21 protein-coding genes are annotated in these 22,967 nt (G+C 71.1%); 8 read left to right on the top strand and 13 right to left on the bottom strand.

All coding sequences use genetic code 11. The features are described 5' to 3' along the window. Positions 1–1,358, top strand: a 1,358-nt coding sequence (gene fliK, locus AC1U89_RS22970) for a flagellar hook-length control protein FliK (RefSeq protein WP_479901947.1), incomplete at its 5' end; no start/stop codon positions are given. Beyond that, entirely contained in the window at positions 1,355–1,627 is a 273-nt protein-coding gene (locus AC1U89_RS22975; RefSeq protein ID WP_337684674.1) for an EscU/YscU/HrcU family type III secretion system export apparatus switch protein, read from the top strand. The genes fliK and AC1U89_RS22975, both read left to right, overlap by 4 nt. 9 nt (positions 1,628–1,636) lie before the next feature. Here the strand turns inward: AC1U89_RS22975 and AC1U89_RS22980 are convergent, their stop codons facing one another. From AC1U89_RS22980 to gltX, 3 genes are all read right to left on the bottom strand, one after another. Further along, positions 1,637–2,566 carry a hypothetical protein gene (locus tag AC1U89_RS22980; protein ID WP_479901948.1) on the bottom strand — a complete coding sequence of 310 codons (930 nt, stop codon included), beginning with the start codon at positions 2,564–2,566 and terminating at the stop codon, positions 1,637–1,639. Between the two features lie 212 nt (positions 2,567–2,778). Further along, positions 2,779–4,059 (bottom strand): citrate synthase, encoded by a 1,281-nt coding sequence (gene gltA, locus AC1U89_RS22985; RefSeq protein WP_479901949.1) that lies wholly within the window; start codon positions 4,057–4,059, stop codon positions 2,779–2,781. A gap of 67 nt (positions 4,060–4,126) precedes the next feature. After that, complete coding sequence (gltX, locus tag AC1U89_RS22990; RefSeq protein ID WP_479901950.1) at positions 4,127–5,548, bottom strand: glutamate--tRNA ligase; 1,422 nt, start codon at positions 5,546–5,548, stop codon at positions 4,127–4,129. A gap of 166 nt (positions 5,549–5,714) precedes the next feature. On the opposite strand from gltX, the gene AC1U89_RS22995 reads away from it, so the two are divergent. From AC1U89_RS22995 to AC1U89_RS23005, 3 genes are read left to right on the top strand one after another with little or no spacing between them, the layout of a single operon-like run. Next, positions 5,715–7,757: a ComEC/Rec2 family competence protein gene (locus AC1U89_RS22995; protein WP_479901951.1), complete on the top strand. Its 2,043-nt coding sequence runs from the start codon at positions 5,715–5,717 to the stop codon at positions 7,755–7,757. 2 nt (positions 7,758–7,759) lie between these two features. Then, the gene (locus tag AC1U89_RS23000; protein WP_479901952.1) at positions 7,760–8,407 is read left to right on the top strand and encodes a glutathione S-transferase family protein; all 648 of its coding nucleotides are present in this window, start codon (positions 7,760–7,762) and stop codon (positions 8,405–8,407) included. 28 nt (positions 8,408–8,435) lie between these two features. Beyond that, entirely contained in the window at positions 8,436–8,843 is a 408-nt protein-coding gene (locus AC1U89_RS23005) for a GFA family protein (RefSeq protein ID WP_479901953.1), read from the top strand. A 3-nt stretch (positions 8,844–8,846) separates the two neighbouring features. Here the strand turns inward: AC1U89_RS23005 and AC1U89_RS23010 are convergent, their stop codons facing one another. Both AC1U89_RS23010 and lexA read right to left on the bottom strand, forming a co-directional pair. Continuing rightward, entirely contained in the window at positions 8,847–9,248 is a 402-nt protein-coding gene (locus AC1U89_RS23010) for an energy transducer TonB (protein ID WP_479901954.1), read from the bottom strand. Positions 9,249–9,441: 193 nt separating this feature from the next. Further along, on the bottom strand, positions 9,442–10,146 hold the full coding sequence (lexA, locus tag AC1U89_RS23015) for a transcriptional repressor LexA (protein ID WP_479901955.1): 705 nt from the start codon (positions 10,144–10,146) through the stop codon (positions 9,442–9,444). A 251-nt stretch (positions 10,147–10,397) separates the two neighbouring features. Here lexA and AC1U89_RS23020 point away from each other — a divergent pair, with 251 nt between their 5' ends. After that, a complete protein-coding gene (locus AC1U89_RS23020) occupies positions 10,398–12,155 on the top strand; it encodes an N-acyl-D-amino-acid deacylase family protein (RefSeq protein ID WP_479901956.1) in 1,758 nt (585 codons plus the stop codon). Positions 12,156–12,244: 89 nt separating this feature from the next. Continuing rightward, positions 12,245–12,838 carry a methyltransferase family protein gene (locus AC1U89_RS23025; RefSeq protein ID WP_479901957.1) on the top strand — a complete coding sequence of 198 codons (594 nt, stop codon included), beginning with the start codon at positions 12,245–12,247 and terminating at the stop codon, positions 12,836–12,838. A 23-nt stretch (positions 12,839–12,861) separates the two neighbouring features. Here AC1U89_RS23025 and AC1U89_RS23030 read toward each other — a convergent pair whose 3' ends face one another. From AC1U89_RS23030 to AC1U89_RS23055, 6 genes are all read right to left on the bottom strand, one after another. After that, the gene (locus AC1U89_RS23030) at positions 12,862–13,353 is read right to left on the bottom strand and encodes a hypothetical protein (RefSeq protein WP_479901958.1); all 492 of its coding nucleotides are present in this window, start codon (positions 13,351–13,353) and stop codon (positions 12,862–12,864) included. A 99-nt stretch (positions 13,354–13,452) separates the two neighbouring features. After that, positions 13,453–14,775: a serine hydrolase domain-containing protein gene (locus AC1U89_RS23035; protein ID WP_479901959.1), complete on the bottom strand. Its 1,323-nt coding sequence runs from the start codon at positions 14,773–14,775 to the stop codon at positions 13,453–13,455. 4 nt (positions 14,776–14,779) lie between these two features. Beyond that, positions 14,780–15,568: an indole-3-glycerol phosphate synthase TrpC gene (gene trpC, locus AC1U89_RS23040; protein ID WP_479901960.1), complete on the bottom strand. Its 789-nt coding sequence runs from the start codon at positions 15,566–15,568 to the stop codon at positions 14,780–14,782. Next, positions 15,565–16,593, bottom strand: coding sequence for an anthranilate phosphoribosyltransferase (gene trpD / locus AC1U89_RS23045; RefSeq protein ID WP_479901961.1), 1,029 nt, complete (start codon positions 16,591–16,593; stop codon positions 15,565–15,567). Before trpD ends, trpC begins: the two co-directional genes overlap by 4 nt. Positions 16,594–16,596: 3 nt before the next feature. Continuing rightward, positions 16,597–17,193 (bottom strand): anthranilate synthase component II, encoded by a 597-nt coding sequence (locus tag AC1U89_RS23050; RefSeq protein ID WP_479901962.1) that lies wholly within the window; start codon positions 17,191–17,193, stop codon positions 16,597–16,599. A 116-nt stretch (positions 17,194–17,309) separates the two neighbouring features. Continuing rightward, positions 17,310–18,995, bottom strand: a complete 1,686-nt coding sequence (locus AC1U89_RS23055; protein WP_479901963.1) for a tetratricopeptide repeat protein — start codon at positions 18,993–18,995, stop codon at positions 17,310–17,312. 115 nt (positions 18,996–19,110) lie between these two features. On the opposite strand from AC1U89_RS23055, the gene AC1U89_RS23060 reads away from it, so the two are divergent. Next, positions 19,111–19,323: a hypothetical protein gene (locus tag AC1U89_RS23060; protein ID WP_479901964.1), complete on the top strand. Its 213-nt coding sequence runs from the start codon at positions 19,111–19,113 to the stop codon at positions 19,321–19,323. 19 nt (positions 19,324–19,342) lie between these two features. Here the strand turns inward: AC1U89_RS23060 and trpE are convergent, their stop codons facing one another. Together trpE and AC1U89_RS23070 are read right to left on the bottom strand one after the other, a co-directional pair. Beyond that, the gene (gene trpE, locus AC1U89_RS23065) at positions 19,343–20,878 is read right to left on the bottom strand and encodes an anthranilate synthase component I (protein WP_479901965.1); all 1,536 of its coding nucleotides are present in this window, start codon (positions 20,876–20,878) and stop codon (positions 19,343–19,345) included. Beyond that, on the bottom strand, positions 20,875–22,848 hold the full coding sequence (locus AC1U89_RS23070) for a peptidylprolyl isomerase (protein ID WP_479901966.1): 1,974 nt from the start codon (positions 22,846–22,848) through the stop codon (positions 20,875–20,877). Before AC1U89_RS23070 ends, trpE begins: the two co-directional genes overlap by 4 nt. Between the last annotated feature and the right edge of the window lie 119 nt (positions 22,849–22,967).

A 22,967-nucleotide genomic window follows, 5' to 3' on the forward strand; every position in this document is an offset into this window, starting at 1 on the left:
CCCGCGCCGTGGCCGCCGCCGCCGGCCGCGCCGCCGCCCGCCAGGCGGGCCTGGCGCCGCTGATGGCCGACATGGCCCAGGCCGCCGCCGAACCCGACACCCCGCGCCAGGTCAAGGCCGCCATCGCCCAGGTCATGGCCCTGAKCGCCCGCCTGGACGGCCAGATCAGCGGTCCGGAAATCCGCCAGGCCCTGCAGCGCTCMGGCCTGTTCCTGGAAGCCAGGCTGGCCTCGGGCGAGCCGGCACAGCGTCGGCAGCCCCTCACCGTGAGCGCTCCGCTCAAGACCGTCCCGACGCCCACGCCCAACAGCGACATGAAGGCCGCGCTGCTGGTCTTCCGCGAAGTGGTCAAGACCTGGGCCGAGGGCCTGCCGCCGATGTCGTCCCAGGCCGGGACCGCGCCGAACGCGACAGGCGCCGCGCCGGGCCCGGCCGCCGCCCAGGCCGCCGCCGCTGCTCAGCTGGCCAGCCGGGGCACGCCCCAGGCCCTGGCCGCTGCGGACTCGACGCCGGTCGATCCGGCGGTCGAGGCGGTCGCCGCCGAGCCGGAGGCCGCTGCCCAGACTTCGCAGGCYGACGACGGCGCGCCGCCGCCCGCCCGGCCCGGCGTCAACGCGCCCTGGCAGACGGTCCGCCCGACGCCCGCCCCGCCGCCGCCTCTGCCGGCCTTCGGCGCGATCGTCGCCGAGGATTTCCCGGCGACGCCTCTGGATGTTCCGCGCGCGGCCTCGGCGGCGGCCCTGGCGTACGGCGGGCCCGAGGCCGCCCCGGCCCCGCCGTCCCAGACCCCGCCGCCCTATGCCGGGGCGCCGACCCACGCCCAGGCCGCCGCCCAGCCGGGTCTGCCGCCTGGATCGGGTCCGCACGCCGTCGCCCAACGCCTGCTGGCCGAGAGCGGCGCGGCCCTGGCCCGCACCGAGCTGCTGCAGATCGCCTCGCTGCCCGAGCCGCCGCCCGCCGGCCGTCCGGCCGAGGCGCAGGGCGCGCGCTGGGTGTTCGACATGCCGTTCATGACGCCGCAGGGACCCGCCGCCGCCCAGTTCGAGATCAGCCGCGACGGCGGCGGCGGCGCGGGCGGGGAGGGCGGTTCCGCCCTGGGCCGCACCTGGCGCGCCCGCTTCTCGCTGGACGTCGAGCCGATGGGCCCCGTCCACGCCCAGGTGGCCCTGACCGGCGACCGCGCGCGCGTGTCGCTGTGGGCCGAGCGTCCGGCGGCCATGGCCCGCCTGCGCACCGGCGAGGAGCGCCTCAACAGCGCCCTCCGCGAGGCCGCCCTGGAACCCGAGGTCGCCTTCCACACCGGCCAGCCGCGCGCCTCCGCCGCCGMGCCGGGCCAGTTCCTGGATCAGGCGACATGACCGGCCCCGTCCGCGCCGCCGGCCCGCGCATCGCCGTCGCCCTGCGCTACGAAGAGCCCAACGCCCCGCGCGTGGTCGCCACCGGTCGCGGCTGGGTGGGCGACAAGATCATCGAGACCGCCCGCGAGCACGGCGTGCCGATCGAGGAGAACCCGGCCCTGGCCCAGGCCCTGTCGACCATCGAACTCGACGAGGAGATCCCCGAGGCCCTCTACGTGGCCGTGGCCGAGATCCTGGGCTTCATCCTGCGCTCGGCCGAGGGGCGGTAAGTCCGGTCGCTACGGATTGCACTGGATCTTCTTGAAGCCGTCGCAGGTGGGGTCGGTGCAGATCGCGCCGCTGCCGATGATCATGGTGCGCCCGATATCCGGATCGATCTCGGAGCTGGCCGAGCCGTCGTGGCCCTTGCTCCTGCAGAACGCGTCGGCGGCCGGCTTGCCGCAGGCGCCGCCGTACTGCTGGCAGAAGTCGAGCCGCTCCGACTGGCCGTCAACCCCGACGATCCGGGGTGCGGTGTAGATTCCCAAGCTGAGCGGTGGCCGCGTGGGGGCTCGGGTGTTGGGCGTCGCCGCGCCGTGCCCGGGTCCAAGGGTGATCGTATCCTTGGCTCTCGGCCCGGGCGCCGGAACGGGCGATCCCAGATTGACCGGCGCGCCCTGGCAGTAGAGGCCTACGCGGTCGACATAGTCGCCCGACGCGCCGGACAAGCCCGAGGCGGCCTGGAAGTCCGGGCAGCTCAGCATCGCGGGATAATTCTGGCCGGGCGCGTTCTCGAAGCCGAAGAATTCCGCCTGGAGCACGCGCGGCCCCTCGGGGCCGATCGGCACGTACTGGCAATGAAGCCGGACATATTTGACCAGCACCTGTCCGCCGTTGTCGATCGTGCCGACCTCCAGGCCTTTCACGACCATGCCGGCGGCGCAGGTGGCGCTGTTGGGGCTGCCTCCGCCCCCGCCGTGCGGATTGAGCGTGTAGACGCCGCCCAGGGTCTTGGTGTTGGGGTCGTAGCGGGCGCAGATCGGCATGATGGCGTCGACCCAGTCGCCGGTCCGCCCGGTCACCCCGATCATGAAGTTGTTCGAACCGCCGCCGCAGGTCTCGACGAATTCGCCGCCGCCCGGACCGCCGACGGGCGGAAGCCGGGTCTGGGCCAAGCCGGGCGTGGCGAGCGCCATCCAGGCCAGGATCGAGAGAACGAGCTTCCACATCGGGAACCTCCTCGCGACGCGACCATACCGCGATCCGGTCGCGCGATCGTCGAACCTGACCGGAAGCGGCCAGAGCGATCCAGAAGCACGCTAGGCCCAACCCGTTCCACTTCAAAGGGTGTTGTTCTTCGTGACAACTCTCGGGTTGGTCGGGCAAAGAAAAAGGCCCCGCTTTCGCGAGGCCCTTTCCGTCTTCAGCGATCGATCGCGGCTCAGCCGCGCTTTTCGACGGCCACGTAGTCGCGCTGGGTGGCGCCCGTGTACAGCTGACGCGGGCGGCCGATCTTGCGCGAGGGGTCCTCGAACATTTCCTTCCACTGGCTGATCCAGCCGACGGTGCGGGCCAGGGCGAACAGCACGGTGAACATGTTGGTCGGGAAGCCCATGGCGCGCAGGGTGATGCCCGAATAGAAGTCGATGTTCGGGTACAGCTTGCGGTCGATGAAGTACTGGTCGCTCAGCGCGACCTTCTCCAGCTCCATGGCCACTTGCAGCAGCGGGTCGTTGATGCCCAGCTGCTCCAGCACCTCGTAGCAGGTCTTCTGCATGACCTTGGCGCGCGGGTCGAAGTTCTTGTACACGCGGTGGCCGAAGCCCATCAGCTTGTACTTGCGGTCCTTCACGCCCTGCACATAGGCGGGGATGTTCTCGACCGTGCCGATCTCCTCCAGCATCTCCAGGGCTTCCTGGTTGGCGCCGCCGTGCGACGGGCCCCAGAGGCAGGCGATGCCGGCGGCGATGCAGGCGAACGGGTKGGCGCCCGACGARCCGGCCAGACGSACSGTCGAGGTSGAGGCGTTCTGCTCGTGGTCGGCGTGCAGGATGAAGATGCGGTCCATGGCGCGGGTCAGCACCGGGTTCGGGACCCAGTCCTCGGCCGGCACCGAGAAGCACATGCGCAGGAAGTTTTCCGAGTACGACAGCTCGTTGCGCGGCGTCACGAACGGACGGCCCTGCGAGTACTGGAAGGCGCGCGCGGCGATGGTCGGCATCTTGGCGATCAGGCGATGGGCGCTGATCTCGCGTTGCTTGGGATCATCGACGTTCAGGCTGTCGGCGTAGAAGGCCGACAGGGCGCCGACCGCGCCGGTCATCACGGCCATCGGGTGGGCGTCGCGGCGGAAGCCCTGGAAGAAGCTGTCGAACTGGGCGTGCAGCATCGTGTGGTAGGTGATGTTGCGTTCGAACTTGGTGAACTCGTCAGCCGTCGGCAGTTCGCCGTTCAGCAGCAGGTGGCAGACCTCGAGGAACGAGGACTTCTCGGCCAGCTGGTCGATCGGATAGCCGCGGTGCAGCAAAATGCCGGCGTCGCCGTCGATATAGGTGATCTTGCTTTCGCAGGATGCGGTCGAGGTGAAGCCCGGATCGAAGGTGAAGTGGTCGGACTCGCCGTACAGCTTGCGCACGTCCAGGACGTCCGGACCCGTGCTGCCCTTGAGGATCGGCAGGTCGTAGTTCTTGTCGCCGATCGTCAGCGTGGCTTTGTCGGTCATGCGAGAGACCCCTTCAATAGTGGAACGGTCAGTCCAGTTTTCGATTTCGCGGTTGCGTTATAGCGCCTCATGCGCGCGACGCCAGGGCGTCGTCAAGTCGCCCCAGAGACTCGTCGCGGCCGAGGGCCGCCATGATCTTGTTCAGGTCGGGCGCCTGGGAGCCGCCGGTGAGGATTCCGCGCAGCGACGGACCGAACTTGCCGAAGCCCACGCCCTCGGATTCCGCGAAGGATTTCAACAGGGTTTCCAGTTCCGACACGCCCCAGACCGGCGCGGCGCCCAGCTGGGCGCGCAAGCGGGTCAGCCGCTCGACGGTCTCGTCGGTCAGCTGCTTGACCGTCTTTTCCTCGAGCGCCAGCGGGCGCACCTTGAGGGCGAACTCGCAGTGGTCGGCCAACTCAAGGATGGTCTTGGCGCCTTCCTTGACCTGCGGCACCACGGCCAGCAGGCGCGCGGAGACGTCGGCCGGCAGGTCGCCGCCGCGGGCCTCCAGGGCCTTGAGGGTCAGATCGGCCAGGCGGGCGTCGTCGGCCACGCGCAGGTGCTGGCCGTTGATGAAGTTCAGCTTGGCCCAGTCCAGACGGGCGGGGGCCTTGACCACGTCCTTGATGTCGAACCAGCTGATCGCCTGCTCATCGGTGAAGACCTCGTCGTCGCCATGGCCCCAGCCCAGGCGCGCCAGGTAGTTGCGCATGCCCTCGGGGATGTAGCCCATGTCGGCGAACTCGCCGACGGCCTGGGCGCCGTGGCGCTTGCTGAGCTTCGCGCCGTCGGGGCCGTGGATCAGCGGGATGTGGCCGAACGCCGGCACGTCCCAGCCCATCGCCTGATAGATCAGGGTCTGGCGGGCGGCGTTGTTCAGGTGGTCGTCGCCGCGGATCACGTGGGTGACGCCCATGTCGTGGTCGTCGACCACCACGGCCAGGTTGTAGGTCGGGGCGCCGTCGTTGCGCAGCAGGACCAGGTCGTCCAGCTCGATGTTGCGGAAGGTCACCGGACCCTTGACCTGGTCGTCGACCACGGTCTCGCCGTCCAGCGGACCCTTGAAGCGGATCACGTGGGGCAGGGTCGGGTCATTCGGCGGCGGGGCGTCTCGCCAGGGCGAGCGGATGGCCTTGCCCTCGGCCCGGGCCTTCTCGCGCGCGGCTTCCAGCTCCTCGACGGTCATCCAGCAGCGATAGGCGCGGCCGGCCTCCAGCATCTGCTGGACGACCTCGCGGTGGCGGTCGGCGCGGCTGAACTGGAAGATCACCTCTTCGTCGGACTTCAGGCCCAGCCAGTCCAGCCCTTCGAAGATCGCGGCGACGGCGGCCTCGGTCGAACGCTCGCGATCGGTGTCCTCGACGCGAACAAGGAACTTCCCACCCGTATGGCGTGCATATAACCAGTTGAACAACGCCGTGCGCGCGCCGCCGATGTGCAGGAAGCCGGTCGGCGACGGGGCGAAGCGGGTGACGACGCCCGAAGCGGGCGAGGGGGAATTGGTCATCGGGATCAAGGCTGACGAACTGGAGGCCACGGACGTGGCGAGGGGGTCACCGGACGGGTCCGGTGGCTGGGCGGCGCGTCTTAGCACGCGTCTTCGCGCGCTTCCTAGCCTGGGAGCGGTAACACGCTCGCTGATCGCCGAGATCGTCGCCAATCGCGAGCGCTGGATGCTGTGGGCGCCCGTGGCGTTCGGCCTGGGGGCGGCCGGCTATCTGGAGCTGAAGGCCGAGCCGTCGTGGGCGCTGCTGGTCGGCGCGACCCTGGGCCTGGCCGTGCTGGCGGGGCTGGTCGGACGCCGCGCGACACGGGGCCTGCCGGTCTTCCTGGCCCTGGCGACGCTCCTGGCGGCCGGGGCGCTGGCGGGGAAGGTCCGCTCCCACGCCGTCGCCGCGCCGATCCTTTCGGGCGAGCGGGCGGTGATGAGCATCGACGGCTTCGTGGTCGACGTGGTCAGTCCGGGCGCCGGCGGGCCGCGCCTGCTGATCGCCCCGGTCTCGATCAGCGGCCTGGCGCCCGAGGACACGCCCAAGCGGGCGCGGGTGACCGTCGAGGCCGACGACCTGCCGGAGCCGGGCCAGGCGGTGCGCCTGCGGGCCATGCTGGGACCCCCGCCGCCGCCGGCCGCGCCCGGGGCTTACGACTTCGCCCGCGACGCCTGGTTCCACGGCGTGGGCGGGGTGGGGTTCGCCATCGGCCAGACGCGGCCCGTGGCGCTGGACCCGCCGCCCTGGCGGCTACGCGCGGCCATGGCCGTCAACGCGCTGCGCTGGCGTCTAGCCAGCCGGATCGTCCAGGACATGGGCGTCGAGCGCGGCGGGATCGCCGCCGCCATGGTCACCGGCCACGAGGCCTGGATCACCCAGGAGCAGACCGACGCCATGCGCGCCTCGGGCCTGGCCCACATCCTGTCGATCTCGGGCCTGCACATGGCCATCGTCGGCGGCTTCGCGTTCGGCCTGGTGCGCCTGCTGATCGCCGCCTGGCCGTGGGCGGCGCTGCGGGTCCCGGGCAAGAAGGCGGCGGCCCTGGCGGGCCTCGCCGCCGTCGGGACCTATCTGGCGGTGTCCGGCGCGCCGCCGCCCGCCCTGCGGGCGGCGATCACCGCCACGGTGGCGTTMGCCGCCATCCTGTTCGACCGCCAGGCCATCACCCTGCACGGCCTGGCGATCGCGGCCCTGGCCATCCTGCTGGTCCAGCCGGAATCGGCGGGCGCGCCCGGATTCCAGATGTCGTTCGCCGCCACCGCCGCCCTGGTGGCCCTGGCCGAGGCCTGGCCGCGCCCGGTGCGCGAGATCTCCACGCCCTGGTGGATCCGCGCCATCCAGGGCGGGGCCGGCTGGCTGGCGGTCAGCATCGGGGCCAGCTTCGTGGCGGGCATGGCCACCGGACCGTTCGCCATGCAGCACTTCAACCGCGTGGCCGTCTGGGGCCTGCCGGCCAACCTGGCGGTGGCCCCGTTGTCGTCGTTCGTGATCATGCCGTTCCTGGCCCTGGGCGCGGCGCTGGAGCCCTTCGGCCTGGGCGCGCCGTTCCTGGCCGTGGCGGGCTGGGGCATAGCGGCGATGATGTGGATCGCCGAGGGCTTCGCCAGCGCCGGCGGGGCCCAGCACGTGGTGGCCAGCGGGCCGCCGTTCACCCTGGCCCTGGCCTTCGTGGGCCTGATGCTGCTGTGCCTGTGGCGGGGACGTCTGCGCTGGCTGGGCGCGCCCCTGGCCCTGGCAGTGGCCCTGTGGCCGCGTCCGGCCCCGCCCGACGTCTGGATCGCCCCCGACGGGAGCACGGCGGCCGTGCGCCAGGGCCGCGAGGCGGTGCTGCTGCGCCCCGACGCCCGACGGTTCGGGGCCGAGCTGTGGGGCCGCCGCCGGGGCCTGGTCGTGCCCGAAAGCGCCGCGCCCAGTCCGCTCTACGCCTGCGACCGCCGGTCCTGCGCCCCGACCGCCGAGGCCCCCGTGGCCCTGGCCCTGTCGTGGAGCAAGACCGCGCCCGACTTCACCGACCTGGCGGCGATGTGCGGTGAGGCCGAGATCGTCGTCCTGCGCGGCGCCGTGGCGGCCGCGCCGCCGGCCTGCCGCGACCGGATCGTGCTCGACGCCGACGACTTCGCGACCGGCGGCGCGGCCGAGCTCTATCGGCGTGGCGGGGAATGGTGGATCGTCTGGGCCCAGCCGCTGCGGGGCGTCCGCCCCTGGAGCGGCGCGGCGAGGGGATAGCCATGCTGAAAGTGTGGGGACGGCGCAGCTCGGCCAATGTCCAGAAGGTGCTGTGGCTTGTCGGCGAGCTGGGTCTTCCGCATACGCACATCCCGGCCGGCGGCGATTTCGGCGGGCTGGACGATCCGGCGTTCCGGGCGATGAACCCGCACGGCAAGGTTCCGGTGATCGACGACGGCGGGGTGGTGGTGTGGGAGTCCCACGCCATCTTGCGCTACCTAGCGGCCGTCCATGGCGGTGACCGCTTCTGGAGCGCCGATCCCGCCTTGCGCGCGCTGATCGACGGCTGGATGGACTGGGCGCAGACGGCGCTGCAGCCGGCCTTCCTGGGCGGGGTGTTCTGGGGTTTCTATCGCACGCCGGAGACCGACCGCGACACCGCCGCCGTGGCCAGGGCGCTGGATCATACCGTCCGTTGTCTGACGGTTATCGATCGCCAGCTGACGGATCGCCCGTTCGTCGGCGGCGAGACCCTGTCACTGGCTGACATCGCCATCGGGACCCATCTCTACCGCTGGTTCGAACTGGAGATCGACCGGCCGGACCTTCCGCGCCTGGCGGGCTGGTACGACCGGCTGACGGCCCGGGCGGCCTATCGCGAGCACGTGATGGTCCCGTTCGGGGAACTGAAGGGGCGGTTGGCGTTCTGAGCGTTGGGGGCGAGCGACGGAGGCGACCATGGAACGAAGCGGCGGCTGCGCCTGCGGGGCGGTGCGCTATGTGGCCAGCGGCGGACCGCTGCGGGTGGGGCTGTGCCACTGCCTGACCTGCCGCAAGCGACACGGCGCGCCCTGCAACGCCTTCGCGGCCTTCCGCGCCGACAAGGTGCGGATCGCGGGGCGGACACAGGTCTGGGCCGGCGCCGAACACGGCCTGCTGCACGGCTGCCCGACCTGCGGCTCGCCCCTGTTCTGGACCGCCACCGACGAGGACGACGACGAGATCGAAATCCACCTGGGCGGACTGGACGAGATCGGCCAGTTCACGCCGCAGTACGAGGTCTGGGTCAAACGCCGCGAGCCCTGGCTGCCGCCGCTGAACGTGCCGCAATATGTCGAGAACCGGCCGGCGGGAATGCCGACCTGAGGGCTACTCGAAACGCAMCCTGAAATCGTGGGAACTGCGGGACGTGAAGCGGATCGTCAGATGCAGCGTGCGCCCCTCGATCGATTCGCTCGACTTGACCCTGGCGGCGACCCTGGAGGCGGCCAGCAGCTTGGCCGCGGCCTGGTCGAAGCCGTAGCCGCTGATCCCCGGCGAACCGAAGAAGCAGTCTTCCAACGCGCCTTTCCGGCCGATCGTGCAGGTCGCTTCCACGACATCGGACACGCCCATGCGCTGGGCGTAGTCGGGATAGTACTGATCAGCCTGGAACTTGCCCGTGTTGATCTTCACATCCTGCGCGCCGAGCGGGGTTTGGGTGGAAGCCGCGAGGGCCGGAGCCTCGACGGCCGGGGCCGTCTGCAGGGCCAGGATGAAAGGCAGGATCAAGGCGTGTCCCTCGGGGTGACTTCGTTCTTGGGTAGCTTGAGCATGGTTGCCCGTCCACCACGCTTCCGCAAATTGGAACCCAAAACGAAAAGGCGCTGAGTCCGGTCAGCCAGACTCAACGCCTTATGATCTGGGTCCCGGTTTTGGCTCGCGCCGAACTTCGTTTCGCCGGGATGAGCGGAGGCGGGGACGGCTAGTGATACCGCCGGATCAGCCCCACCAGCTTGCCCTGCACCTCGACCTGGTCGGGGCCGAAGATGCGGGTCTCGTACTTGGGGTTGGCCGCTTCCAGGGCGATCGAGCCGCCCTTCTTGCGCAGGCGCTTGAGGGTGGCTTCCTCGCCGACCAGGGCCACGACGATCTCGCCGCTGTTGGCCGTGTCGCCCTTCTTGATGATCACATAGTCGCCGTCGAGGATGCCGGCCTCGATCATCGAGTCGCCCTGGACTTCCAGCACGTAGTGCTCGCCGCCGCCCAGCATGGTCTCGGGCACCGGCAGGCGCTCGCGTTCGTGCTGGATGGCGTCGATCGGGGTGCCGGCGGCGATGCGGCCCAGGATCGGCAGTTCGCGCGTGTTGTCGGCGGCGATCGGCGGGGCCGGGATCGACGGGGTCTGCCCGCCGCCCTCGACCACCTGCGGCTTGAAGGTCCCGCGCCCCTTGGGCGGCGAGGCCGTCGTAGCCTGCTGGGGCAGCTTGACCACTTCCAGCGCCCGGGCCCGGTGGGCCAGGCGGCGGATGAAGCCGCGCTCCTCGAGGGCGGTGATCAGGCGGTGGATGCCGGACTTAGACGCCAGGTCMAGCGCCTCCTTCATCTCGTCGAAGGAGGGGGAGACGCCGGTCTCCTTGATCCGTTCGTGGATGAACATCAGCAGCTCGTGCTGCTTGCGCGTGAGCATGTCCGGCCTCGCCAGTTGTCGCGGAACAAACCGCAAACCTCTGCAGATGTTCTCTAGGTGTTCTTCGTTGATGTCAAGTTAACGGTGTTCGCCGGAAAGGCGGCCGAAATCCCTAGGAAATACAGGCGTCGCTCCGGGGGGCGTGGCGGCGATCCCCCGGGGGCGGCCGAATCGAGGGGCCCCAGGCTTGACGACCGGCCGCGCGAGGCGGAGCCTCCTGAACAACGATAAGTCACGGGAGGACGCGGCCCATGGCCGAGCACGCCGCCGAGCACGCCTACGACCTGGTCCTCCACGGCGGGACGGTGCTGGACGGGACCGGCGGCCCGGGCTTCGTCGCTGATGTGGCGGTCAAGGACGGCCTGATCGCCGCGATCGGGCCAGGCCTCGCGCCCGGCCGCGAGGAGATCGACGCGCGGGGCCGCCTGGTCACCCCGGGCTTCGTCGACATCCATACCCACTATGACGGCCAGGCGACCTGGGACAGTTCGATGACGCCCAGCGCCGGGCACGGGGTCACCACCGTGGTCATGGGCAATTGCGGCGTGGGCTTCGCGCCGTGCCGGCCCGAGGACCGCGACCGGCTGATCCGTCTGATGGAGGGCGTCGAGGACATCCCGTTCCCGGTGTTGACCGAGGGCCTGCCCTGGGCCTGGGAGAGCTTTCCCGACTATCTGGACTTCCTGGCCGGCCGCGCCTTCGACGTCGACATCGGCGCCCAGCTGCCGCACGCGGCCCTGCGGGTGTTCGTGATGGGCCAGCGTGGGGCCGACCGCGAGCCGGCGACCCCCGCCGACGTCGCCGCCATGGCCGCCATCGCCCGGCGCGCGGTCGAGGCCGGGGCCCTGGGCTTTTCCACCTCGCGGACGCTGAACCACCGCACCAGCGACGGCCAGCCGACCCCGACCCTGACGGCGGGCGAGGACGAACTGACCGGGATCGCCCTGGGCCTGGCCGCCGCCGGCAAGGGCGTGCTGCAGCTGGTCTCGGATTTCTTCCCCGACGGCCCGGCCGAGCTGGCCATGCTGCGGCGGATCGTCGAGCGGTCCGGGCGGCCGCTGTCGTTCTCTCTGGTGCAGAGCCCCAAGTCGCCCGAGGGCTGGAAGGCGATGCTGGCGGGCCTGGCCGAGGCCGTCGACGCCGGCCTGCCGATGAAGGCCCAGGTCTGCGGCCGGCCGGTGGGMGTGCTGTTCGGCCTGGAGCTGACCCTCAACCCGTTCAGCCAGAACCCGGTCTTCGCCGAGATCGCCAAGGCGCCCCTGGCCGACAAGGTCGCCGCCCTGCGGGACCCGGACTTCCGCGTCCGGCTCTTCGCCCACGACGGCGACGCCAAGGGGCCGTTCGCCGGCAGCGCCCTGCGCGCCTGGGACAACCTCTTCCCCATGAACGCGGTCCCCGACTACGAGCCGACCGCCGACAAGACGGTGGCGGCGATCGCGGCGCAGGAGGGCCGCGACCCGGCCGCCGTGGCGCTGGACGCCATGCTGCGCAACGGCGGGCGCGGCATGCTCTACCATCCGTTCCTGAATTATGCCGACGGGTCGCTGGACCCCAGCCTGGCCATGCTGCTGCATCGCGACACCGTGCCGGGCCTGTCGGACGGCGGGGCCCACGTCGGCATGATCTGCGACGGCAGTTTCCCGACCAGCAACCTCGTCCACTGGACGCGCGAGCGCACGCGCGGGCCGCGCATCCCGCTGGGGGCCATGGTGGCGATGCAGACCCGCGACACCGCCGCCGCCGTCGGCCTGCTGGACCGGGGCGTGATCGCGCCCGGCTATCGGGCCGATCTCAACGTCATCGACTACGAGGGGCTGAGGCTGGAGGCGCCCGCCGTGGCCTACGACCTGCCGGCCGGGGGGCGTCGGCTGAGCCAGAAGGCGCACGGCTATGTCGCCACCATCGTCGGCGGGGTCGTCACCCGGCGCGACGGCGAGCCGACCGGCGCCTTGCCCGGCCGGCTGGTGCGCGGCGCGCGGGCGTCGCCCGTGGCCATGGCGGCCGAATAGGACGAACCGGGCGCGGGCGATCCGTCGGCGGTTGACCGGAGGGCCCGGCCTGACTGTAGTGACCTGGGCGACATCGGAAGGGGCGATGCATGGCGCAGATCTGGCTGCTGAACGCGGGCTGGCCGCGCGCCTATTGGTTCAGCTATGCGACCGTCGCCCTGTTCGAGATCTGGGTCTGGCTGCGCGACCGGCGAGGCGTCACCGGGGAGAGCGCCGACCGGGGCAGCCTGCGGATCGTGTTGGCGGCCATCGCGGTGGGGCTGCTGGCCGCGTTCTACGCCGCCAGGGCCGCCGACTTCGCCCGGCTCGTCACCTGGAAGGCCGAGGCTCGGCTGACGGCCTTGATCCTGATCTGGTCGGGCCTGGCCCTGCGGTTGTGGGCGATCATGACCCTGGGCGCCTTCTTCAGGCGCACGGTGCATCTGCAGGAAGGCCATCGCATGATCACCACGGGGCCGTACCGGATCGTCCGCAACCCGGCCTATCTGGGCACCGTCCTGAGCCTGACCGGCCTTGGCCTGGGCCTGGACAACTGGCTGTCGGCCCTGGTCCTGGCGATCGCGGGCCTGATCGGGTTCGGCCTGCGGATCCGGGTCGAGGACGCGGCCATGACGGCGCGGTTCGGCGACGAGCACGCCGCCTACCGCAAGCGCAAGGCGGCGCTGATCCCGTTCATCTGGTAGCGGCGAACGGGATCAGGACCGGTTCACCAGGAAAACCCGACGGTCGCCTTGGCCATGTTCTGGTAGCGTGACGTCGCCAGCCCGAACCCAGCGTCCCAGCCGTCCGCCTGATGGGTGTAGACCACCGCGACGCCGGCCTGGTCGTTGAAGGTGCTGATCCCGCCGCCGATGCGGTTCGTGCGTCCGTCGGCCGGCGAGATCATGTCCATCGCGGCGGACATCGCCACGCCGCCCGAGACCACGTGCTCGGACTTGCGTTGCACGGCGGCGAGCGCGTCGGTGGTCGAGGTGTAGGCCAGGGCCGAGGTCGGAATGTAGTACTGTCCGATGCCTGGAGAACCGGTGACGCCTCCGCCGCCTGGGCAGTTCACGAGGTTCGGAGAGGTGTAGCAAATGGGCACGCCGGGCGATGTCGCGCCGTTGACCTGAGGGGGCGCCGGCGGGATCGTTTGCGCCAGCACATTGGCGGGCAGGATCGCGAGAGCGGCGACCAGCGGCAAGAACAGGCTACGCATGATGTTTTCCTCGTCCTCGAGCATCGACCGGGACGTCGATGGAGGACGATGAGGCGTCAACCTGGGCGCGAAATCCAGCCTTGTCTGAACCGCCCCTTTTCAGGGCGCGAGGTCGGACCGGTCCTTGGCCTTCAGCTGCAGCCAGTCCTGGAACGGCTGGTGGTAGGCCAGGTCGAAGACCTCGGCCTGCAGCTTGAAGGGCAGGTTGGCCTCGCTGTTCCACAGCATCACCACGCCGGTCCGGGTGGCGGGATCGAACATCATGGTCGAGCGATAGCCGGTCACCGCGCCGCTGTGGCCCACCAGACGGTGGCCCTTGTAGGTGAAGCTGCGCATGCCCAGGCCGTAGCCCGGGTGCTGCAGCGAGCGGCCCAGGGGCGAATTGCCGTAGGGATGGCCGGTGTTGACGCGGGGACGCTGGATGTCAGCCAGCACTCCGGCGGGCAGCACGGCGGGGGCCTGGCCCATCTGGGCCTGCATCCACTTGGCCAGGTCGACGATGTTGGAATTGACCCCGGCCGCGGCGGGCACCCGATAGTAGAACTCGGTCAGCGGCGCGGTGTGGCCCCAGCGCGAGGGCGGGGCCCAGTGCGGCGCGTCGCGCAGGCCGTCCAAGCCGATGGTCGTGCTGGTCATGCCCAGGGGCGCGAACAGGCGCTGGTGGGCCTCGTCGGCGTAGGCCCGGTGGGTGGCGGCCTCCACGACCTCGCGGATCGTGTCGTAGGCGATGTTCTGGTAGMTGTGGCAGGTGGCCGGCGGGCACAGCAAGGGCACGGCCGCCAGGCTCTCGCGGATCATCTTCGGGTCGCGTCCGCCCTCCAGCCAGCCGTCATAGGCGTTGCGGGGCAGGCCCGTGCGCTGGGACAGCAGCTGCTCGACCGTCAGGGTGTTCTGGGCGTCGTTCGGCAGGCGCAGGCTGACGCCGAACTTGCCCAGCGGGTCGTCCAGCGAGAACGCCCCTTCGTTCGCCAGGCGGGCGCTGAGCGTGGCGGCCACGGTCTTGGACAGCGAGGCCCAGCGGAACACGGTGTCGGCGCCGACCTTCTCGCCGTCGCCCGGCGTGGTGGAGCCGTAGCCCTGCACGAACGACAGGCGGCCGTCCTCGACCACGGCGATCGCCAGGCCCTGCATCGACCGGTCGGTCATCATCGTCCGGATGCGGGCGTCCAGGGCGCGGTAGTCGATCTGGCCGCGCCATTCGTCGGGTTTCAGGGGCAGGACGGTCGGCGTCGGCGGCGCGGTGGCGACGGCCGCGACGGCAGGCTCGGACTTCGGCTTGGATGCGCGCCCGCCGTGCGACACGGTCAGGACCAGCGCCGCGACGCCGATCACGGCGACGACGGCGACGCCCGGGACCACGCGCCAGTCGCGCCAGAACCGACCTTTGCGGGCGTCCAGCTCTATGGGATCGAATTCGTTCAACGCCCTATCCCAACAGGGTCCGGGTGGCCGCCGCCACGTCGGCCTGGCGCATCAGGCTTTCGCCGACCAGCATGGCCTTGGCCCCGGCCGCCTCCATGCGCACGGCGTCCTCGTGGGTGAAGACGCCGCTCTCGGTGACCAGCAGGGCGTCCTTCGGAGCCTGGGCGGCCAGGCGTTCGGTGACGGCCAGGTCGACCACGAAACTCTTGAGGTCGCGGTTGTTGATGCCGACCAGGGTCGAGCCCAGCTGGCCGGCGCGGTCCATCTCGGCCTCGTCGTGCACCTCGACCAGGGCGTCCATGCCCAGGCGGGCGGCCTCGGCCATCAGGTCGGCGGCCAGGGCGTCGTCGATCATCGCCAGGATCACGAGGATGGCGTCGGCGCCCAGGGCGCGGCTCTCGGCCACCTGCCAGGGGTCCACGAGGAAGTCCTTGCGGATGCAGGGCAGGGCGACCGCCGCGCGGGCGTCGATCAGATAGCCGTCGGCGCCCTGGAAGCTGGGGCCGTCGGTCAGGATCGAGAGGCAGGCCGCGCCGCCGGCGGCGTAGGCGCGGGCCAGGGCCGGCGGATCGAAGTCGGCGCGGATCAGGCCCTTGGACGGCGAGGCCTTCTTGATCTCGGCGATCAGCGACAGCTTGCCGGGGCCGTGGGCGGCTTCCAGGGCGGCCTTGAAGCCGCGAGGGCTGCTGGCGGCGCGGGCGGCGCTGTCGACCTGGGCGAAGGCGCGGCGGCGCTTACGGTCGGCCACGTCCTCGCGCTTGTAGTCGGCGATCTTGGCGAGGATGTCGGTCATGCGGTCACGGGTTCACTGTTGGTAGCGGCCACCAGCCCGGCCAGGGCGGCGGCGGCGCGGCCGTCGTCCAGCACGGCGCCGGCCAGTTCGACGCCCTCGCGCAGGGTCTCGACCTTGTCGGCCACCAGGAAGGCGGCGGCGGCGTTGAGCATGACGATGTCGCGGTACGGACCCTTGCGGCCGTCCAGCAGGGCCGTCAGGGCGGCGGCGTTGTAGGCGGGCTCGCCGCCGGTGATGTCGGCCAGGGCGGCGCGGGGCAGGCCCACGGCTTCCGGCGTGATCGTGAACAGGCGCAGGGACCCGTCGCGCCATTCGGCGACCTCGGTCTCGCCGGTGGTGGTCAGCTCGTCCATGCCGGCCCCATGCACCGACCAGGCCCGCTCGGCGCCCAGCGCGCCCAGGGCCTTGGCCACGGGCTCGACGAAACGGTGGGCCGAGACGCCGACGACCTGGCGCTTGGCGCCGGCCGGATTGGTCAGCGGGCCCAGCAGATTGAAGATCGTGCGGAAGCCCAGCTGCTGGCGGATCGGCGAGACGTGCTTCATCGCCCCGTGGTGCGATTGGGCGAACAGGAAGCAGATGCCGGCGGTGTCCAGCGCGTGGCGCTGCTGGGCCAGGCTGGCGTCGATATTGACCCCCAGGGCGGCCAGGACGTCGGCGGTGCCGGACTTGCTGGTGATCGCCCGGTTGCCGTGCTTGGCCACCTTCAGCCCGCCGCCGGCCGCCACGAAACCCACGGCGGTGGAGATGTTCAGGGTGTGCAGGCCGTCGCCGCCGGTGCCGCAGACGTCGACGACGTCATACGGGTGGTCCAGGTGGATGGCCGCGCGGCGCATGGCGCGGGCGCAGGCGGTGATCTCGCCCACGGTCTCGCCGCGCAGGCGCATGGCCGTGACCGCCGCGGCCACCTGGGCGGGCGTCGGCTCGCCGCGCAGGCAGGCAGCGAAGAAGATCTCGGCGTCGTCCTCGTCCAGGGTCTGGCCGTCGGCCAGCTTGGCCAGCAGGGGCTTGAAGGCGTCCGACATCGTCTAGACCCAGATCGCCGCGTCGCGCTTGACCTGGGCCAGGTCCAGGAAGTTCGCCAGCAGCTGGTGGCCGCCCTCGGTGGCGATGGACTCCGGGTGGAACTGCACGCCGTAGACCGGGCGGGTCTTGTGCTGGACGCCCATGATCTCGCCGTCCTCGGTCCAGGCGGTGATCTCCAGGTCGTCGGGCAGGGTGGCCTTGTCGACCGCCAGGCTGTGGTAGCGGGTGGCGATGAACGGGTTGGGCAGGCCTTTGAACACGCCCTGGTCGTTGTGGAAGATCTTGCTGGTCTTGCCGTGCATCACTTCCTTGGCGCGGATCACGTCGCCGCCATAGGCCTGGCCGATGGCCTGGTGGCCCAGGCACACGCCCAGGATCGCCAGGTCATCCGGCGCGCCGCGCAGCAGCGGCAGGCAGATGCCGGCCTGGTCGGGGGCCTTGGGGCCGGGCGACAGCAGCACCGCGTTCGGCCTCAGGCCCAGGGCTTCCTGCACCGACAGGTCGTCGTTGCGATGCACGACGGTGTCGGCCCCCAACTCGTTCAGATAGTGCACGAGGTTGTAGGTGAAGCTGTCGTAGTTATCGATGACCAGGATCATGACGCCGCCAAGCTCTAGAATGGACCGCCCGAACGCTGCGGGCCCTTACGCGCGGTCGTGGACGCAGGGGTACATCGTCCAGTTCAGCCTGGGTTGCAAGACCCGCCGGTCCGGCCTCAGGCTCGCGCCCGCTCTTCCAGCGCCGCCGCCATCGCCGCGACCACGCTGTCCCAGTCGCCGGCCGTGGGCTGACGGAACTGGCGCAGGCTGTCGTACCAGGGGGTGTCCTGGCGCGCCAGCTCCCAGCGCCAGCAGGTGTCGAAGCGGTTCAGCAACCAGACCGGCGCGCCGATCGCCCCGGCCAGGTGGGCGACGGCGGTGTCGACGCTGATCACCAGGTCCAGATTGGCGACCAGGGCGGCGGTCTCGACGAAGCTGGTCAGGTCGGCGGTGAAGTCGTGGACCGTCATGCCGGGCGGCGGGTCGCGCGCCTCTAGGCCCGGCTCGTCCTTCTGCAGGGACACGAAGGCCACGCCCGGCGCCGAGGCCAGGGGCGCCAGCTGCGCCAGGCGGACGGAGCGGCGCTTGTCGACGGCGTCGATGTTCGGGTCCCAGGGACGTCGGCCGCCCGACCACACCAGGCCGACCTTCAGACCCTGAAGGGGCGCCAGGCGTTCGGCCCAGGCCGCCACGCGATCCGGATCGGGCCGCAGATAGGGCGCGCCGTCGATGGTCTGGTGGTCCTGCTCCAGCACCCCGCCCAGACTGATCAGCGGCAGATAGGCGTCGAAGGCGGGCAGGGGATCGCCCTGGGCGATGACCTCGACCTCCGGCCATTGCCCGCGCAGCAGCGAGACCAGCGGCCGCTGGACTTCCAGGGTCAGCCGCGCGTCGGGCGCCAGCCGGGCGGCCGCCAGCGGCGCCAGACGGCAAAACTGCAGGGTGTCGCCCAGGCCCTGCTCGGCGATGATCAGCAGCCGGCCGCCGGCCAAGGGCGATCCGTCCCATTCCGGTTGGGCGAAGGTGCGGTTGTCGGGCCGGTCGTCAGTTTTCCAGCGCCAGTGGTATTGCGCCCAGCCTTCCGCGTACTGGCCGGTCTTCAGCAGGACGATGCCGAGGTTGTGGCGCAGGCTGGCGTTGTCGGGCGCCAGTTCCAGGCCGACCCGATAGACCATCTCGGCGTCGGCGACCCGGCCCAGGTGGTGCAGCAGCACGCCCATGTCGTTGAGGATCTGGGGATCGTCCTGCCTGCGGCGCAGGGCCTCCTGCAGGACGGGGCCGGCCTCGTCCAGCCGGCGCTGGGCGTGCAGCGACTTGCCCAGGTTGTGCCGCGCCTCGACGGAGTCCGGGTCCAGCTCCAGCGCCGTGCGGAAGCTGGTCTCGGCCGCGACATGATCGCTCAGGTCGGTCAGCGCGATGCCGAGATTGTTGTGGAAGACCGCCGAGCCCGGCGAAAGCTCGGCGGCCCGTCGATAGAAGACGACGGCGTCGGCGTGGCGGGCCTGTCCGCCCAGCACCAGGCCCAGATTGTTGTTGATCTCGGGGACGTTGGGCGCGAGCGCCAGGGCCTGGCGATAGCGGGCCTCGGCTTCGGCCAGACGCCCGATCTGCTGCAGGGCCACGCCTTGGCCGAACAGGTGGTGGATCTCGCCGGGCTCCAGCGCGCGGGCCCTGGCGGACCAGTCCGACGCCAGGTCGGGCCGGCCGAACTGCTCGGCCAGCAGGCTCATCAGCCGCCAGGCCTCGACGTGGCCGGGATCGGCGCCCAGCACCTCGCCATAGGCGGCCTGGGCTTCGGCGAAGCGTTCCGCGCGGTGGTGGGCCAGGCCCTCCTGGAAGCGGGCGGCGATCGGATCCTGCACGGCGGCTCCAGTGGCGAAGGTGGTGCGGAACCTTAGCCCAGAGTCGCGGCGAAACCTCTAGAGGTTGCGACGATATGCGGCTTGCGGCGGGGGCGGCGGCTGGCATGCTGACGGCATGAACCCCGCTGATTCCGCCCTCGACACCGCCGCGATCGCCTACGCCCGGGCCCTGCTGCGCAAGCCGATGCGCCGGCAGAAGATGGGACCGGTCCTGGCGGCCGCGGCCTTCGCGGCGTTCAGCGCCGTGACCTTCGCGGTGGTGATGGTCATGGCCCCGCCGGCGGTCGTCCAGCACCTGCCGTCCGACCGCCTCGACGGCGCTCAATAGCCCTTAGGCGAAACGCCCCCTAGGCGAAACGCCAAGCCTCTTCGGCCGCGCGCTTGAGGGCCCGCGACTTGTGCAGGGTCTCGTCGTACTCGGCGTCCGGATCGCTGTCGGCCACGATGCCGCCGCCGGCCTGGACGTACATCATGCCGTCCTTGACCAGGGCCGTGCGCAGCACGATGCAGGTGTCGACCGAGCCGTCGGCGCCGATATAGCCCACCGCTCCGGCGTAGCCGATGCCGCGCTTCTCGACCTCCAGCTCGTCGATGATCTCCATGGCCCGCACCTTGGGCGCGCCCGAGAGCGTGCCGGCGGGCAGGGCGGCCATCAGCACGTCGACCGGGTCCACGCCCTCGGGCGCGTCGCCCTCGACGTTGGAGACGATGTGCATGACATGGCTGTAGCGCTCGATCTTGAAGCTGTCGGTGACGCGGACGTTGGCGCCCTTGCCCTTGGTGCTGAGATCGTTGCTGCCGGCATGCTTGAGCATGGCCACGCGACCGACGTCGTTGCGGCCCAGGTCCAGCAGCATCAGGTGCTCGGACCKCTCCTTGGGATCGGCCAGCAGCTCCTTCTCTAGCGCCAGGTCCTGCTCGGGCGTGGCGCCGCGCGGACGGGTGCCGGCGATCGGGCGGATGGTGATCTTGCCGTCGCGCAGCCGCACCAGGATCTCGGGGCTCGAGCCGACCAGGTTGAAGCCGTCCAGCTCCAGGAAGAACAGGAACGGCGACGGATTGGTCCGGCGCAGCGAGCGGTAGAGGGCGAACGGCTCCAGCGGGAACGGCGCGCGGAAGCGGTGGCTGGCCACCACCTGGAAGATGTCGCCGGCCTGGATGTAGTCCTTGGCCTTGGCGACGACCTCGGCGTAGTCGGCGCGGCTCACCGGGGTGGTGAACTCGGCCTGGCCGTGGCTCTGGCGCGGGGCCGACTGGGTCAGCGGACCGCGCAGGTCGGCCATCACGCTTTCGATCCGCGCCTGGGCGGCGGCGTAGGCGTCGGCGGCCGACACCCCGGCCTGGGGCCGGGCGGTGGTGACCAGGATGATCTCCTGGGCGATGGCGTCGAACACCGCCACGATCGACGGCCGGGTCATGATCCCGTCCGGCAGGCCCAGCGTGTCCTCGTTGATGTCCGGCAGGCGCTCGGCCAGGCGGACCATGTCGTAGCCCAGGGCCCCGAACACGCCGGCCGAAGGCGGCGGCAGGCCGGCCGGCAGCTCGATCCGCGAACGGGCGATCAGGTCGCGCAGGCTGTCCAGCGCGCCGCCCGCCTGGGGCGTGAAGCGGCCGGCGGCGATGTCGTCGCCCTCGGCGATCTCGGCCTTGTCGCCGCGGCAGCGCCAGACCAGGTCCGGCTTCATGGCCACGATCGAATAGCGCCCGCGCCAGGCGCCGCCCTCGACGCTCTCGAACAGGAAGGCGTAAGGCCGCCCGTGGCCGATCTTCAGATAGGCCGAGACCGGAGTCTCCAGGTCGTCGATCAGCCGGGTCCAGACCACCTGCGGGCGGCCGGACTCATAGGCGGCTGTGAAGGCGTCGAGGCTGGGCTCCAGGCTCATTGAGCCAGGCCTTTGGGAGCCTTCGCCGTCTTAACCGGGGTCTTGCCGTCCTCGGAGGGCAGGGCGCTGGTGTCGACGCCGATCGCCTGGCGGGCCAGGGTCAGGTTGACCTTGGTCTTCAGCTGGGTCTTGGCCGCGTCCTGGGCGGACTCGCCGATGGCGCGGAACAGGCCCTGCGAGACCTGCGGGCGCATGGCCTCGGTGATCTGGGCCATCTGCTCGGGCGAGCCGGAGTGGATCTTCTCGACCACGGCGACCAGGTAGCCGCCCTGCGGGCCGCGGGCGACGAACGGCTGGCCCGGCTTGGCGCCGAACGTGCTGATCAGCAGGTCGCGGCCCAAGCCCTGGAACTGGCGGGCGTTCTGGCGGGTGATGTTGGCGACGCGCTGCACCTGGGTCTGCGAGGCGGCGGCGACGGCTTCGAGCGACTCGCCCTTCTTGACCCGCTCGCTCAGGGCGTCGGCCTTGGCCTTCATGCGCTGCAGCAGCTGGTCCAGCTGCCACTGCTGCGCCAGGGGCGCGCGGATCTCGGCCAGCGGCGGCATGGCCGACGGGATGACCTTTTCGACGCGGACGGCGAAATACTCGCCCTTGCCGGCCTCGATCAGTTCGCTTTCGCCGCCGGCGGGCAGCTCGAAGGCGGTCTTCAGGGCGTCCGGGGTCAGGGCCGGATCCGGCTGGCCRCCCTGGTCGACGCCGTTGGCGGCGACCGGCGTGGTGGTCCGCACGAAGGCGCCGGCCTTGGTGGCCGCGTCGATCAGGTTGGCGCCGCCGTCATGGGCGTCCTGGTAGGTCTGGGTCTGCTCGTAGGCCTTGGCCTGGGCGGCCTGGGCCTTCAGCTCGGCCTCGATGGCTGGGCGCTGCGATTCCAGGCTGGGCGTGGTGGCGGGGTTGATCTTGACCAGCTTGACCACCGAGACGCCGAACTCGCCGGTGATCGGGGCGCTGACCTGGCCGGCGGCCAGGGCGAACACGGCGTCGGCCACCTTGCGGTCGGGCAGGGCGGTCTTGGGCTTGGAGTCGATCACCAGCGGCTGCTTGCCGTAGGCGCTGGCGACGGCGGCGGGCGCGTCGCCCTTGGCCAGGCGCTGGGCGATCGTCGCGGCGGCGTTGGCGTCGGGGGCCTGGATCTGGACGAACGAGCGGGTCTCGGCCGTGCCCAGGGTGTCCTTGCGGAAGTTGTAGGTCTTGACGATCTCGGCCTCGGGCACGGTCACCGAGTTCTCCAGGGCCTTGGCGCTGAAGCGGGCCACCGACAGGACCCGGGTCTCGGGCCGGGTCAGCTGGGCGGCGTGCTCCTTCATGAAGGCCTGCAGCTGGGCGTCGGTCGGCGCGGCCGGCTTCTCGACGGTCGCCGGATTGATCGCGAAGGCGGCCAGGTCGCGGCCTTCCAGGGCGTAGGCGGCCTGCAGGGCCGAATAGAGGCGCGGGGCGCGCAGGCCGGCGGCGACGGCGCTGAAGGTGTGGGTCTGGGCGATGTCGTCGCGCAGCGAGGCCTCGAAGCGGGCCGGGGTCAGCTCGTTCTGGGCCAGCAGGCGCTGGTACAGCTGGTTGTCGAACTTGCCGGTGATCGGGTCGAACGGGCGCTGGCCCGGGGGCAGGGCGGCCAGCTGCTCGCGCAGGGTGTCGGCCACCAGCTTGTCGGACGCGCGCACGCCCATCTTGTGCAGCAGCTCGGCCAGGGATTCCTGCAGGGCCAGCTGGGTCAGCATCTTGCGGTCGACGCCCTGCTGGACGGCGATGTCCGGCGTGATCGTCTGGCCCTGGGCCTGCTCGCGCTTCCGGAAGTTCTCGAACTGCGCCTTGAAGTCCTCCGGGCTCATGTTCCGCGACCCGGCCGCGATCACCCACTTGCCGGGGGGATGACGGAACACGTCGCTGATGCCGAACACCGCGAAGCTGACGATGAGCAGACCAAACAGGACCACCGCGAACGGCGATTTGGCGAAGGAGCGGAAGCCGGCGAGCATGACTGGGAGAAACCTTCCTCGAAAATCGCGGGTTCTCCGCAGGGCCAAGGCCCAGGCGAAGACGCGGACGCGAGCAGCGGGTATAGTAGAGCCGCGGGGCGCCGGGCAAGCGGCGGAGG

The organism is Caulobacter sp. 05T431, from assembly GCF_056665975.1.